This window comes from Mycobacterium sp. IS-3022, from assembly GCF_001500065.1.
Classification (GTDB): domain Bacteria; phylum Actinomycetota; class Actinomycetes; order Mycobacteriales; family Mycobacteriaceae; genus Mycobacterium.
The window spans coordinates 20,736-34,947 of the sequence record NZ_LQIN01000016.1 but is presented as its reverse complement, the minus strand read 5'-3'; the positions used below and the strand labels follow the sequence as shown (position 1 = coordinate 34,947).

The 14,212-nt window shown below is 67.4% G+C and carries 13 protein-coding genes; 2 read left to right on the top strand and 11 right to left on the bottom strand.

The window, feature by feature from the left end; translation table 11 throughout:
* Position 1: 1 nt before the first annotated feature.
* From AU188_RS12700 to tkt, 7 genes are all read right to left on the bottom strand, one after another.
* Positions 2–373 (bottom strand): hypothetical protein, encoded by a 372-nt coding sequence (locus AU188_RS12700; RefSeq protein WP_059164071.1) that lies wholly within the window; start codon positions 371–373, stop codon positions 2–4.
* Between the two features lie 213 nt (positions 374–586).
* A complete protein-coding gene (locus AU188_RS12695) occupies positions 587–2,032 on the bottom strand; it encodes an HNH endonuclease signature motif containing protein (RefSeq protein ID WP_059164070.1) in 1,446 nt (481 codons plus the stop codon).
* A 51-nt stretch (positions 2,033–2,083) separates the two neighbouring features.
* Entirely contained in the window at positions 2,084–2,821 is a 738-nt protein-coding gene (gene pgl, locus AU188_RS12690; RefSeq protein WP_059164069.1) for a 6-phosphogluconolactonase, read from the bottom strand.
* On the bottom strand, positions 2,818–3,729 hold the full coding sequence (opcA, locus tag AU188_RS12685) for a glucose-6-phosphate dehydrogenase assembly protein OpcA (protein ID WP_059164097.1): 912 nt from the start codon (positions 3,727–3,729) through the stop codon (positions 2,818–2,820). Before opcA ends, pgl begins: the two co-directional genes overlap by 4 nt.
* Entirely contained in the window at positions 3,726–5,252 is a 1,527-nt protein-coding gene (zwf, locus tag AU188_RS12680; RefSeq protein ID WP_059164068.1) for a glucose-6-phosphate dehydrogenase, read from the bottom strand. Before zwf ends, opcA begins: the two co-directional genes overlap by 4 nt.
* The gene (gene tal / locus AU188_RS12675) at positions 5,249–6,367 is read right to left on the bottom strand and encodes a transaldolase (RefSeq protein WP_059164067.1); all 1,119 of its coding nucleotides are present in this window, start codon (positions 6,365–6,367) and stop codon (positions 5,249–5,251) included. The genes zwf and tal overlap by 4 nt, the downstream gene beginning before the upstream one ends.
* 18 nt (positions 6,368–6,385) lie before the next feature.
* On the bottom strand, positions 6,386–8,479 hold the full coding sequence (tkt, locus tag AU188_RS12670; protein WP_059164066.1) for a transketolase: 2,094 nt from the start codon (positions 8,477–8,479) through the stop codon (positions 6,386–6,388).
* Between the two features lie 211 nt (positions 8,480–8,690).
* On the opposite strand from tkt, the gene AU188_RS12665 reads away from it, so the two are divergent.
* Entirely contained in the window at positions 8,691–9,602 is a 912-nt protein-coding gene (locus AU188_RS12665; protein ID WP_082686620.1) for a heme o synthase, read from the top strand.
* A gap of 3 nt (positions 9,603–9,605) precedes the next feature.
* Here the strand turns inward: AU188_RS12665 and AU188_RS12660 are convergent, their stop codons facing one another.
* Positions 9,606–10,577 carry a quinone oxidoreductase family protein gene (locus tag AU188_RS12660; protein ID WP_059164064.1) on the bottom strand — a complete coding sequence of 324 codons (972 nt, stop codon included), beginning with the start codon at positions 10,575–10,577 and terminating at the stop codon, positions 9,606–9,608.
* Positions 10,578–10,606: 29 nt separating this feature from the next.
* Between AU188_RS12660 and AU188_RS12655 the strand changes: the two genes are divergently transcribed.
* Positions 10,607–11,548 carry an ATP-grasp domain-containing protein gene (locus AU188_RS12655; protein WP_059164063.1) on the top strand — a complete coding sequence of 314 codons (942 nt, stop codon included), beginning with the start codon at positions 10,607–10,609 and terminating at the stop codon, positions 11,546–11,548.
* Here AU188_RS12655 and AU188_RS12650 read toward each other — a convergent pair.
* The 3 genes from AU188_RS12650 to AU188_RS12640 form a co-directional block, all read right to left on the bottom strand.
* A complete protein-coding gene (locus AU188_RS12650) occupies positions 11,498–12,427 on the bottom strand; it encodes a COX15/CtaA family protein (RefSeq protein ID WP_172799488.1) in 930 nt (309 codons plus the stop codon). The two genes, AU188_RS12655 and AU188_RS12650, sit on opposite strands and share 51 nt — an antisense overlap.
* Before the next feature lie 83 nt (positions 12,428–12,510).
* Positions 12,511–13,281, bottom strand: coding sequence for an ABC transporter permease (locus tag AU188_RS12645; RefSeq protein ID WP_059164062.1), 771 nt, complete (start codon positions 13,279–13,281; stop codon positions 12,511–12,513).
* A complete protein-coding gene (locus AU188_RS12640; protein WP_059164061.1) occupies positions 13,278–14,186 on the bottom strand; it encodes an ABC transporter ATP-binding protein in 909 nt (302 codons plus the stop codon). Before AU188_RS12640 ends, AU188_RS12645 begins: the two co-directional genes overlap by 4 nt.
* Positions 14,187–14,212: the final 26 nt, after the last annotated feature.

Below are 14,212 nucleotides of genomic sequence, written 5' to 3'. Positions count from 1 at the left end.
GTCACAGTCCGGTGGACTTGCGCACTTTGTTCACTGCTCCTCGCACCGCCTGCTCGGTGGCGGCCAGCGGCGAAATCACCGATTCACCGAGGCCGACGATCCGCTCCACCCGGTCGACGATGCCCTCCATGCGGTCCACCACCGCGTTGAGCCGTGGGGCAAGCTGATTGATCTGGTTGATCGTCTCGTTGAACCGCTCGAGCGTGGCATCGAGGTTGGCGGTGGAACTGTTCAGGTCCTCGAGGGTTTCGCTGAGCCCCTCGAGGATCGTGTCGACCTGTTCGACGGTGACGTCGGCGTTGAGTGCCGCCTGCGCGAGCTTCCTGATCCGTTCCGGCCCCGTGCGCACCGGCCTACCACCTTTGTCAGCCATGACGGTAATTATGACCGCAGCCGTGGAACCGCTGAACAGAACCCGTCGTCTGAATAGATGTGAGCCAACGAGAAACCACATCCCGGCAATGCACGGTGGACCCGCGTAGCCTCGCGCTGCCGTCGAAACCGGTGACCGGAAGCGTCGACTACGACGCTGGGTTCCGTGACGGTCGTCGCGACATTCGGACGGACCCTCACGAGTGACGGCATGTCAGAACGGCGGTGTGTCGTCGTCCCGGGAGAGCCTCTCGGCGAGCAGGAGCTGGATGCGACGGATGCGCGCAGCGTTGTGTTGTCGCTCCAGAGCAATGCGGTAGGCCTTGTCCTCGGCGCGGGTGCGTCGACGCATCGGCATCATCGCACCGCGATGAACGTCGACCGGCCCACGCGTCCGCGGCCCCAGCACGACCTCGCCGGTGGGTCGTCCCAGCAGTTCGAAGAACTCCGCACCACCTGGAGTGGTGGTGTAGGTCTGCCCATTGGGCGCCGTCCACACGACCGTACCGTCTGCGTTTTGACGATCGGACCATCCCTCAGCGCCGCGCCAAAACGTCTTCAGCAGATGGTGAAACACGCACAGCAGTTTGAGATTCGACGGATGTGTCGGCCCGCCGGGGTAGGGGACCGTGTGGTCGATCTGACACGCAGCGGCAGGCTCGTCGCAGCCTGGGAATCGGCATGTCAGGTCACGGCAACGCACGAACCGCGCCAGCGCGGCCGAGGGCCGGTAACCCTGCTCGGCGCACGGCTCCGGTAGCCGTACCGGTTGCAACCGAGAGGTGGCGGCCAAATCGCGCAACATCGTCGGGGGCACGGCACCGAACCCCGGAAGGTATCCCGGTGACTCGGATCGACCGTCGATGGTCGCCTGATCGGCGATCACATTGATGACGAGCTGGCTCAGGGACGGTTGTTCACCCTCCTTGCCGGCGCTGGGGCAATCCTCTGCGCCACAGCCACACTCGAGCGCGCTCTGCCCGGCCGCCAACGCCATCAGCGCATCGGCTCGGCGTTGCCGTTTGGTGCGCGGGTCGTCATCGCAGACCGTGGCGGCAATTTCGTCGAGGCGGGTGTCGAAGGCAACACCATCGACGAAGGCGAGTTTGGCCCAGACCCCGACCATGCCCGGGCTGATCGGTCCGACGTCGACGTAGCGGTCGTCAGTGGGCGACTTGGGTTCGCGGACCCCGGCCGGATCGAACTTCTCCACCCACATGTCGATGCGCTCGGTCAGTTTGGGTCCCGACACTTTCATCCATTTCGGTGCCCATTGCGCAAAAGCCGCATCGAGTCGGGCCAGTCGATCGGGGTCCTCGACGCTCTGACTACGGCTGACCAGCGCGGTCATCATCCGGAAATCGATGTCGCCGGCAGCGAACACCGCGGCCACACCGGGCAGCCGCTCCCGCAGGTCGATCGCGTAGTTGAGCCGCCCCGCCGCCCGACCGCGGCTGATGTTCAATGCCGCAGAGATCTCGGCGACCACGTTCGCGTGTCCGTCGATGGCCCAGTTGTCCCGCTCGTCCTCATCCGCCGGCGCGCGTCGAGCGTACAACTCCCCAATAGCCTGCATCTCCAGGCCACAGGCGGCGTTCTGTTCGCGCGAAGCCGCGGCGATAGCCTCGGCCACCGCCGCGTCACAGAGCGTGTCGAACATATGTTCGATACTACCCGGATCCACTGACAGGCGGCGATCTTTTCGCAGGGGTCAGAGTTTGTTCGCGGCCGCCTCGTCGAGCAGCCAGACGGTCGCCTCGCGGCCGACGGCACCCGCGGCGGGTACGTCATCCGGATCGGCACCGCCGATCGCAGCGGCCACCGCATCGGCCTTTTCCCCGCCGGAGACGACCAACCACACCTCCCGTGACTGTCGAACCGCAGGCAACGTCAACGTGATACGGCGCGGCGGCGGCTTGGGCGAGTCGACGACACCGACCACGAGTCTCTCGCGTTCACGGACCGCGGGGGTATGGGGGAACAGCGAATTGACGTGTCCCTCACCGCCCATGCCCAGCAGGTGCACGTCGAAGTCCGGTGTCGGCTCGCCGTCGTCGGCGTTTGCGGCCAGCACGCGCTCATAGTCGGCCGCGGCCGCGTCGAGGTCATCGCCGAACTGCGCACCGCTGGCGGCCATCGGGTGCACGTTGCCGACCGGGATGTCCACCCGGTCCAGCAGCGCCTCGCGCGCCTGCTTGTAGTTGCGTTCGTCGTCATCCTCGGGCACGAAGCGGTCATCGCCCCAGTAGAGATGGACCTTGCTCCAGTCGATCCCGTCACTGTGCTCGGCGACGCGCTTCAGCAGGTTGATGCCGGTGCCGCCCCCGGTCAACACAATATGCGCCGTGCCCCGCTTGTCGATCGCGTCGACGATCGCCGCGACAAGCCGGTCGCCGGCCGCCGCCACCAACGCTGCCGAGTCCGGATACCGCTCGATGATCGGACTCACGCGTACTGCACCTTCTCGATGCCCCGCAGGGCCTCGTGGTAGACCTCGTCGGCGTCGAGCCTGCGCAGGTCCTCGGCCAGACATTCCTTGGTCTCGCGGCGCGCCAACGGGATTCGCGCCTCGGGACGGCTGGTGCGGCTCAGCGTCGCGGTGACACCGGTCTGAGGCCGTCGCAGCGTGATCGTCTCGCCGTCGCGCACCAGCTCCACTTTGAGCTCGCCGACCTCTCGCTGCACCGGCCCGTCGATTCTGGCGGCCAGCCAGCCGGCCAGGACATCGAGCGACGGTTCTTCGCGCAGGCCTGATACCAGCGCAGACGTGATCGGCTCGTGCGGTTCCTGATCGACCGCAGCCGCCAGCAGCGCACGCCAGTACGTGATGCGGGCCCAGGCAAGGTCGGTGTCGCCCGCCGTGTAGCCCTCGAGGCGGCCCTTGATCGCCGCCAACGGATCTGCGCACTGCGTTGCGTTGGTGATCCGTCGAATCGCCAACCGGCCCAACGGGTCCTTCGCGGGCACATCCGGGCCGCCCGCGGGCCACCACGCCACGACCGGGGTGTCGGGAAGCAGGAACGGCAACACCACACTGGAGGCATGGTCGGCGAGTTCGCCGTGCAAGCGCAGCGCCACGACTTCACCCGCGCCGGCGTCTCCGCCGACGCGCAGCTGGGCGTCGAGCCGGGAATCCGCGGCGCTCCGTTCGCCGGGCACGACGACGATCACCCGGCAGGGATGCTCACGGCTGGCGAAATTGGCCGCTTCAATCGAGTCTTCAAGCAAGTCATCGGAATCCAGCGAGATCACCAGGGTGAGGACTCGGCTCAACGTGATCGCGCCGCCCTCTTCGCGCAGGCCGGTGATCTTCTTGTTGATGTCGTTGGTCGTGGTATCCGGCAGATCGACAATCACGGCCGCCTCCATTCCCGGCCTACCCGATGCAACATCTCGTCAGCGGACGCGGGCCCCCAGGTGCCTGCCTCGTACGCCTCGGGTTTGCCGTGCGTCGCCCAGTAATCCAGCACGGGATCGAGGATCTCCCAGGACAATTCGACCTCCCTGTTCACCGGGAACAGCGATGGTTCGCCGAACAGCACGTCGAGGATGAGTCTCTCGTAGGCCTCGGGGGAGTCCTCGGCGAACGCCGAACCGTAGGAGAAGTCCATGTTGACGTCTCGGACCTCCATGGCACTGCCCGGCACCTTCGAGCCGAATCGGGTGGTGATGCCCTCGTCAGGCTGCACCCGGATCACCAACGCGTTCTGGCCCAGCTCCTCGGTCATGGTCTTGTCGAACGGCAGATGCGGCGCCCGCTTGAAGATCAACGCGATCTCGGTCACCCTGCGGCCCAACCGCTTTCCGGTGCGCAGGAAGAACGGTACGCCGGCCCATCGCCGGGTGTCGACCTCCAGCGTGATGGCCGCGTACGTCTCGGTCGTCGAATCCTTCGAGAAGCCTTCCTCCTCCAGCAGGCCGACCACCTTTTCGCTGCCCTGCCAACCCGCCGCGTACTGTCCGCGGGCCGTGGTCTGGTCGAGCGGCTGAACGGGTTGCGTGGCCGAAAGCACCTTGATCTTTTCGGCCTGCAGTTCGTGCGGTCCGAAGTTGACCGGTTCCTCCATCGCGGTCAGCGCCAGCAGCTGCAGCAGATGGTTCTGGATGACGTCGCGCGCCGCCCCGACACCGTCGTAATAGCCTGCGCGACCGCCGAGCCCGATGTCCTCGGCCATCGTGATCTGCACGCTGTCGACGTAGTTGTTGTTCCAGATGGGTTCGTAGAACTCGTTGGCGAAGCGCAGCGCAAGGATGTTCTGGACGGTCTCCTTGCCGAGGTAGTGGTCGATGCGGAACACCGACTCCTCCGGGAAGACGCTGTTGACCACCGCGTTGAGTTCGCGGGCGCTCTGCAGGTCGTGGCCGAACGGCTTCTCGATCACCACCCGGCTCCAGCGGCCCTCCTGCGGCCGGGCCAGCCCGGACTTCTGCAGCTGCTCGCAGACCTGCTGGAACGCCTTGGGTGGAATGGACAGGTAGAACGCGTGATTGCCCCCCGTCCCACGCTCGGCATCGAGTTTCTCGAGCGTCTCGGCGAGGCGGGCGAACGCCGCGTCGTCGTCGAAGGTGCCCTGGACGAACCGGAAACCCTCGGCGAGCCGGTCCCACACCTCCTGGCGGAACGGCGTGCGGGCGTGCTTCTTGACCGCCTCGTAGACGACCTGGCCGAAATCCTCGTCCGCCCAGTCCCGTCGGGCGAATCCGACGAGCGAGAACGAAGCAGGCAGCAGGCCGCGGTTCGCGAGATCGTAGATCGCGGGCATCAACTTCTTCCGCGAGAGATCGCCGGTGACACCGAAGATCACGATTCCGCACGGCCCCGCGATCCGCGGCATCCGCTTGTCGCGCTTGTCGCGCAGCGGATTGACCCAATCCGTCATTTCTTGCTGGCGTCGAGCTGTTCCTGCGTCGCCTCGAGCAACTCGAGCCACGACTTCTCGAATTTCTCCACACCCTCGTCCTCGAGCAGCCGGAACACGTCGGGCAGATCGATTCCGACCGATGAGAGCTCGTCGAACAGTGCCTGCGATTCGTCGGCCGTACCGGTCACCGTGTCGCCGGTGATCACGCCGTGGTCGGCGACCGCGTCAATGGTCTTCTCCGGCATGGTGTTCACCGTGTTCGGGGCGACCAACTCGGTGACATACAACGTGTCGGAGTAGTCCGGGTTCTTCACGCCGGTCGACGCCCACAGCGGACGCTGGACACGGGCGCCGTCGGCTTTCAACGCCGCGTAGCGCGAGCCGCCGACGAACACTTCTTCGTAGGCCGCATAAGCGAGCCGAGCGTTGGCCACCCCGGCCTTGCCGCGCAGTCTCAGTGCTTCCTCAGAGCCGATCTTCTCCAGCCGCTTGTCGATCTCGGTGTCCACCCGCGACACGAAGAACGAGGCGACGGAATGAATCTTCGACAAATCGTGGCCGGCCTCCTTGGCCTTGTCCAACCCCGCAAGATAGGCGTCCATCACGAGCCGGTGGCGCTCGACGGAGAAGATGAGCGTCACGTTGACCGAAATTCCTTCGGCGATCACGGCGGTGATGGCGGGCAGGCCGGCCATCGTGGCGGGGATCTTGATCAGCAGGTTGGGCCGGTCGACGGTCTTCCACAGATCGATCGCCTGGAGGATGGTCTTGTCGGTGTCGTGCGCGACGCGGGGGTCCACTTCGATCGACACCCGGCCGTCGACGCCGTCGGACAGTTCGTTCTGCTTGGCCAGCACGTCGCAGGCGTTGCGCACGTCGTCGGTGGTGACGGTGCGGATCGTCGCGTCCACGTCGGCGCCGCGCGCGGCCAGTTCATTGACTTGATCGTCGTAGGCGTGCCCTTTCGACAGGGCGGCCTGGAAGATCGACGGGTTCGTCGTCACCCCGACGACGCTCCTGGTGTCGATGAGCTCCTGCAGGTTGCCCGTCTGTAGTCGGTCGCGCGACAGGTCGTCGAGCCACACCGACACGCCGGCGTCGGACAAGGCTGCGAGATTCGGATTCTGAGCCATTGCTGTGCCTTTCGATCGCTAGTTGTCTATGGAGCGCTCCGCGGCTGCCACCACGGCCTCGGGGGTGAACCCGAACTCGCGGAACAACGTCTTGTCGTCGGCGGACTCGCCGTAGTGCTCGATGGAGACGATTTCTCCTGTGTCACCGACGAGCTTGTACCAACTCTGTGCGACGGCCGCCTCGACCGCGACACGCGCCGAAACCGTCGGCGGCAGCACCGAATCGCGGTACTCCTGCGGCTGCGATTCGAACCACTCCACGCATGGCATCGACACCACGTAGGCGGAGATGTCCTTCTCCGCCAACAGCTTGCGGGCTTCTACCGCCAGCTGCAGTTCCGAACCGGTCGCGATGATGATCACGTCGGCGTCGTCGGCCGGGTTCCCGCCGCCGAGCACATACCCGCCGCGGGCCACACCGTCGGCGTCCGTGCCCTCCAGCACGGGGATGCCCTGCCGCGTGAGGATGAAACCGACGGGACCGCTTCCGTTGCCTCGGGCGAGGATGCTTCGCCACGCGTAGGCGGTCTCATTGGGGTCACCGGGGCGGACCACCGACAGGTTCGGGATCGCCCGCAGCGCCGCGAGGTGTTCGATCGGCTGGTGGGTCGGTCCGTCCTCGCCGAGGCCGATCGAATCATGCGTCCAGATGTAGATGGTGTCGATGTCCATCAGCGAGGCCAGCCGCACCGCCGGGCGCATGTAGTCGGAGAACTGCAGGAAGGTGCCGCCGAACGCACGCGTCGGACCATGCAGCACGATGCCGGACAGGATCGCGCCCATCGCATGCTCGCGGACACCGAAATGCAGCACCCGGCCGTACCAGTCCGCCGTGAAGTCGTCAGTCGAAATCGACGGGGGACCAAAGGATTTCACGCCCTTGATCGTCGTGTTGTTGCTGCCGGCGAGGTCCGCAGAACCGCCCCACAGCTCGGGCAGCTTCGGTGCGACGTCGTTGAGCACCTGACCGAATGCCGCGCGGGTGGCCAGCGGCTTTGAGCCCGGCTCCCAGTGGGTGAGGTCGGAGTCCCAACCGTCGGGCAGTTCCTGGGCGAGCAGCCGGTCCAGCAGCGCCTTGCGGTCGGGTTCGCGCTCCGCCCAGGCATCGAAACCGGTCTGCCACTTGGCATGTGCTTCCTTGCCGCGCTCCACCAACTTGCGGGTGTGTTCGATGACCTCGGGCCGCACCTCGAACGTCTTGTCGGGGTCGAAGCCGAGGATCTTCTTGGTCGCGGCGACCTCATCGTCGCCGAGCGCCGACCCGTGCGCACTGCCGGTGTTCATCTTGTTGGGCGCCGGATAGCCGATGATCGTCCGCACCGCGATGAACGACGGCTTGTCGGTGACTTTGCGTGCGGCCTCGATGGCTTCTTCTATGCCGACCACGTTCTCGCCGCCCTCGACCTCCTGCACGTGCCAGCCGTAGGCGCGGTAGCGAGCCGCGACGTCTTCGGACAGCGCGATGTTGGTGTCGTGTTCGATCGAGATCTGGTTCTGGTCGTAGAAGACGATCAGGTTGCCCAACTGTTGGGTGCCCGCCAGCGAGGACGCCTCACTGGTGATGCCCTCTTCGATGTCGCCGTCGGAGGCGATCACGTAGATGTAGTGGTCGAACGGGCTCTCCCCCCACGGGGTGTCGGGGTCGAACAGGCCGCGCTCGTAGCGCGATGCCATCGCCATCCCGACCGCCGAGGCCAGCCCCTGACCCAGCGGGCCGGTGGTGATCTCCACGCCCTTGGTGTGGCGGAACTCCGGGTGTCCCGGCGTCTTCGACTTCCAGGTCCGCAGCGACTCGATGTCGGAGAGCTCGAGACCAAAACCCCCGAGGTACAGCTGGATGTAGAGCGTCAGGCTGGAGTGCCCGGCGGACAGCACGAAGCGGTCCCGGCCCAGCCAGTGCACGTCGCTGGGGTCGTGGCGCATCTGACGCTGGAAGAGCGTGTACGCCAGCGGCGCGAGGCTCATCGCCGTGCCCGGGTGGCCGTTGCCCACCTTCTGTACCGCATCCGCCGCCAGCACGCGGACAGTGTCGACCGCCAGCGTGTCCACCTCTGTCCAGTCGTCGGGGTGGTTCGGACGGGTCAGCGCGGAAATCTCTTCGAGCGTGGTCACAGGCGCACTCCTGGTCGGCGTTGAGCTCTTTTCAGCTGCTCGCTTAAACACCCTAGTGCCGGATGGTCATCCGATGCAGGCTGCTGGGGGACGATTAGGCCGCCGTTGCGGCGCGGTCTACCATCGTCTGTAGTAGAAGCCCCCGCATTTCGACAGGAGTAGCTGCGTGAGCGTTCGCGAAGGCCACCTCGTCGGCGGGGTGCCTGATCGAATGTCGCCGCCGGAGCGGCTCCGGACGCGAATCCGCCAGAAACTCTCCGGCTACGTATCGCTGACGAAGCCGCGGGTCATCGAACTGCTCCTGGTCACCACGATCCCCGCGATGCTGCTGGCCCACCGCGGCGACGTCGACCCGCTGCTGATCCTGAACACGCTGGTCGGCGGGCTGCTGGCGGCGGCAGGCGCGAACGCGCTGAACTGCGTGGCCGACGCCGACATCGACAAGGTCATGAAGCGCACCGAGCGCAGGCCGCTGGCCCGCGCCACGGTGCCGCGCAGCCACGCGCTGGTGTTCGGGCTCGCGCTGTCCGTCGCATCCTTCTTCTGGCTGTGGTGGACGACCAACATGCTCTCGGCCCACCTCGCGGGCGCGACGATCGCGTTCTACGTTCTCGTCTACACGCTGTTGCTCAAGCGCCGCACCTCGCAGAACGTGGTGTGGGGAGGCGCCGCGGGCTGCATGCCGGTGATGATCGGCTGGTCAGCGGTCACCGGGACGATCGCCTGGCCGGCGTTGGCGATGTTCGCGATCATCTTCTTCTGGACGCCCCCGCACACCTGGGCGCTGGCCATGCGGTACAAGGAGGACTACCGCGCCGCCGGGGTTCCGATGCTGCCCGCGGTGGCCACCGAGCGCCAGGTCACCAAGCAGATCGTGATCTACACGTGGCTGACGGTGGTCGCCACGCTGGCGCTGACGCCCGCCACCGGCTGGTTGTACGCGGCCGTCGCGGTGCTGGCCGGGGCATGGTTCCTGGTGATGGCGCACCAGCTCTACAACGGCGTGCGCCGCGGCGAACCCGTCAAACCGCTGCGGCTGTTCCTTCAGTCCAACAACTACCTCGCCGTCGTCTTCTGCGCACTGGCGATCGACTCGGCCCTGGCGCTGCCGACATTGTTCTGACCGCTAGGGCACCAACACCACCGATCCGACGGTCCGGCGGCCCTGCAGGTCGCGGTGCGCCTGCTCGGCGTCTGGGAGCCGGTAGCGCTCGCTGACCGTGATGGTCAAGGTGCCAGATGCGATCGCGTCGAGGAGTTCGCCTGCCCGCCAAGCGAACTCGTCTGCAGTGCGGGTGTAGTGCACAAGCGTTGGCCGAGTCAGGAACAGTGAGCCGGCCGCGTTGAGGAGTTGCGGATCGAACGGCGGGACCGGGCCGCTGGAGGCACCGAACAGCGCCAGCGTGCCCCGCACCGCCAGGCTGGCGAGGCTGGCTTCGAACGTGGCCGCCCCGACGCCGTCGTACACGGCTGCGACGCCGCCGTCGGTCATCTCCTTGATCGTGGCGCCGAACTCCGCCGGGTCGTCCGGATAGTCGAGCACTTCGACCGCGCCGGCCTGACGCGACAATTCGGCCTTCTCCGGCGTCGAGACCGTGGTGATGACGCGCACCGCCATGCTGGTCGCCCACTGGGTGAGGATGAGGCCCACGCCGCCCGCTCCCGCGTGCACCAACACCGAGTCGCCCTGCTGCACCGGGTACAGCGACTTGATCAGGTAGTGCGCGGTCATTCCCTTGAGCAGTGCGGCCGCGGCCGCCTCGGGACTCACGCCGTCGGGTACGTAAGCGACGAAATCTGCTGGGGCGACGCTGTATTCGGCATACGCTCCGTTGGCCTGCGCGGTGACGACGCGGTCGCCGACCTTCAGCGCGGCGACGCCATCGCCGACCGCTTCGACGGTGCCGCACACCTCGTTGCCGACGATGAACGGCGTCTCCCGCGGATACTGGCCGGACCGGAAGTAGGTGTCGAGGAAGTTGACTCCGATCGCCTCGGCCTTGATCAACACCTCGCCGGGGCCAGGCGTCGGTTGGGGCTTCTCGACGTAGGTGAGGACTTGCGGTCCGCCGGTCTCGGCGACTTCGATGGCGTACATGCTCACATCCTCCCAATATCCTTGCAGTTGTGAAGCTCGCGCGGCCCGACCTGTTCCATCCGCGCATCGTGCTGGCCGGCTGCCCCGCACTGCCGGAGGGAGACGGGGACGACGCCGGCCTGGTCGCCGCACTGGGTAAGCACGGGTTGCACGCCCGCTGGCTGTCCTGGGACGACCCGGCGACACTGGAGGCGGACCTCGTGATCCTGCGGGCGACGTGGGACTACATCGATCGGCTCGACGAGTTCCTCGGCTGGGCGGGGCGGGTCCGCAACCTGCTCAACCCCGCGGCGGTGGTGCCGTGGAACACCGACAAGCGGTATCTCCTCGACCTCGCCGACGCGGGGGTGCCGATCGTGCCGAGCCGGTTCTTCGGTCCGGGCGACACGGTGCGGCTGCCGAACAGTGCCGAGGTCGTGGTCAAACCCGCTGTCGGTGTGGGATCGGTGAATACGCTGCGCTTCTCGGATCGCGATGACGCTTATCGGCACGCCGCCCGTCTGCTGGCCGCCGGCCGGACGGTGCTGATCCAGCCCTACGACGCACGCATCGAGGACGGGGAGACCGCGCTGGTGTTTCTCGGCGGTTCGCAATCCCACGCGTTCACGAAGGGCCCGATACTGCGGCGCGCCGGCCAGGTGCCGCCGTTCGACGAGTCGGGCACGTACGCGCGCGAGACGCTCACCCCGGCCGAGCCCGACTTCGAGGTCTGGGACGTCGGTCATGCGGCGCTGGCGGCGGCGGCCGCGCACCTGAACCTCACACCCGAGGAGTTGCTCTATGCGCGGGTGGACGTCGTCGGCGGACGCTTCGACCCGCGAGTGCTGGAGGTGGAACTGGTCGAGCCGTCGCTGGGCTGGATGCAGCTCGACCAACCGACCCGGGAGCGGCAGCAGCGGGCGTTCGTCCTGGGCGTCGAGTCAGCGCTGGAGAGGTTCGGGCTCGGCCCGCTCTCGCATCGACGCCCATAGCGCCGCGGTGGCCGCCGTGCAGGCCGCGGCGCCGGCCACGTGGACGGCGACCAGGGCCGCGGGCACGCCGGTGTAGAACTGCACGACCCCGACCAGTCCCTGCGCCACCACCAAGGCCAGCAGCACACCCAGCCGCACCCTCACCGGCCGGGCCGCGCGGACCGCCAGCAGGCCGAAGCCCAGGCCGATCACCAGCGACAGGTAGGCCACCAGCAGCGACGAGTGCATGTGCACCAGCGTGGGGACGGGGACCTCGAGGCGTGGGACCGTGCGGTCGAGGCTCTTGTCTCCCGCGTGCGGTCCGGCCCCGGTCACCAACGTACCGGTCACCAGGACTGCTGCTAGCGCGACGCCACTGAGGAAAGCCAACTGTCGCAACGGCTTTGGTGCCCGCCGCGTGAGTACACCATCGTCGGGCTCGCCGATCTTGACGAACAGCAGCACCGCCAACCAGACCATCGTCATCGACGCCAGCAGGTGGATGGCCACCGTCCACCACAGCAGGCCCGTCAGCACGGTGATCCCTCCGATCACCGCCTGCACGACCGTCGAAGCCGGCATCAGCCAGGCATAGATCAGCACCTCGCGGCGGCGACGCGCGCGTGTCACCGCCAGGACCGCGGCCGCGGCGGTGAGCACCACCAGGAACGTGACCATGCGGTTGCCGAACTCGACGGCTTGGTGGATGACCGCCACCTCGGGGTGGGGCATCGGGGTGAAGCTGCCGGGGAAGCACTGCGGCCAGGTCGGACACCCCAGGCCGGACGCGGTGACCCGGACGATCGCACCGGTCACGGCGATGCCGCCTTGGGTCAGGATGACGAGGAACGCGATGACGCGCTGGGCCCGCAGGCTGGGCAGCGGCAGCAGATCGACCAGCCGCAGAAAGGCGCGTCGCACGGGTTCGATCGTAGAGCAGCGCAACTACAAGCCGTAGTAGCGGGTGCTGGCGCCCGACAGCCTCAGGTGAATCGGAACCAGCGCAGCGCACACAGTGCGGCGACGACACCCCACACCGCGAGCACCAACAGGCCGAACCAGTCGACCGACAGCGTCATCGCCCGCGACAGCGCCTCTGTGAGGGCGCCCGAGGGAGTCAACCGGGCCACCCATTGCGCCGCGGTGGGCACCATGCCGCCCTCCAACGTCAGCGCGCCGAGTCCGGCGAAGACGAACCACAGCAGGTTCGCCAGCGCCAGCACGATCTCGGCGCGAAGCGTGCCGCCCAGCAGCAGGCCCAGTGCGGCGAAACCCGCGGTGCCCAGCGCGATGATCGCGGCGCCGAGCGCCAACCCGGCCATGTGCGGTCGCCAGCCCATCGCAAAACCGATGGTGCCCAACACAATCGACTGCAGAAACACCACCGCGACCACGGCCAGCGACTTGCCCGCGATGATGCCCCACACCGGAAGCGCCGTGGCGCCCAACCGCTTCAGCGCTCCGTAGCGGCGGTCGAACGCCACGGCGATCGCCTGGCCGGTGAACGCGGTGGAGATCACCGCCAGCGCCATGATCGCCGGCACGAACGTCGCAGCCCGGTTCGGTCCGAACGAACCGAGCGGCAACAGCGTCAACCCGATCAACAACGTGATCGGAATGAACATCGTCAACAACAGTTGTTCGCCGTTGCGCAGCAACAACCGCAGCTCGAGGCCGAACTGCGCGGCCAGCATCTTCGCCACGGTGGCCGGCCGGGGGTCGGGCGAGAAGGTGCCCGGCGCGAAACGATTCACGAGCGCAGCTCCCGTCCGGTCAAGTCGAGGAAGACGTCCTCGAGGCTCCGCTGTTCGACGCGCATATCGGTGGCCAGCACATCCAGCCGTGCACACCACGCCGTCACCGTGGCCAGCACCTGCGGGTTGATCGCGCCCTCCACCAGGTACTCGCCCGGCGCCGTCTCGCTGGCCCGGTAGCTCTCCGGCAATGCCGAGACCAGCAGCGACAGATCGAGCATGCGCGGTGCGCGGAACCGCAACTGGTTCTCGGCGCCGCTGCGCATCAACTCCTCCGGCGTCCCGGTGGCCACCGCGACACCGTGGTCGATGATCATGATGCGGTCCGCGAGCTCCTCGGCCTCGGTCAGCTGATGGGTCGTCAGCACCACCGTGACGCCGTCGCGGCGCAGCCCGTCGATCAACTCCCACACCACGATTCGGGCATGGGCGTCCATGCCGGCGGTCGGTTCGTCGAGGAAGACCAGCTCGGGACGGCCGACCACGGCGCACGCGAGCGCCAGCCGCTGCTGCTGGCCGCCGGAGAGCCGCCGGTAGGTCGTTCGCGCCGCCTCGGTCAGCCCGAGGATGTCCATCAGCCACGCGGGGTCGAGCGGGTTGGCCGCGTAAGACGCGACGAGGTCGAGCATCTCACCGGCGCGGGCGGCCGGATATGCGCCGCCGCCCTGCAACATCACGCCGATGCGCTCGCGCACCCGGGCGTTGTCGCCGAATGGGTCGAGGCCGAGGATCTCGATGCTGCCGGCGTCGGGCTTGATGAACCCTTCGCACATCTCCACGGTGGTGGTCTTGCCCGCGCCGTTCGGCCCGAGCAGTGCGAACACCTCGGCGGTCTGAACCTCCAGATCGAGGTCTGCCACCGCGATCGTCGACCCGTAGCGCTTGCTGACCCCGCTCAGGCGCACGGGGGCGGGGGAGGGCCCCGGTCCTG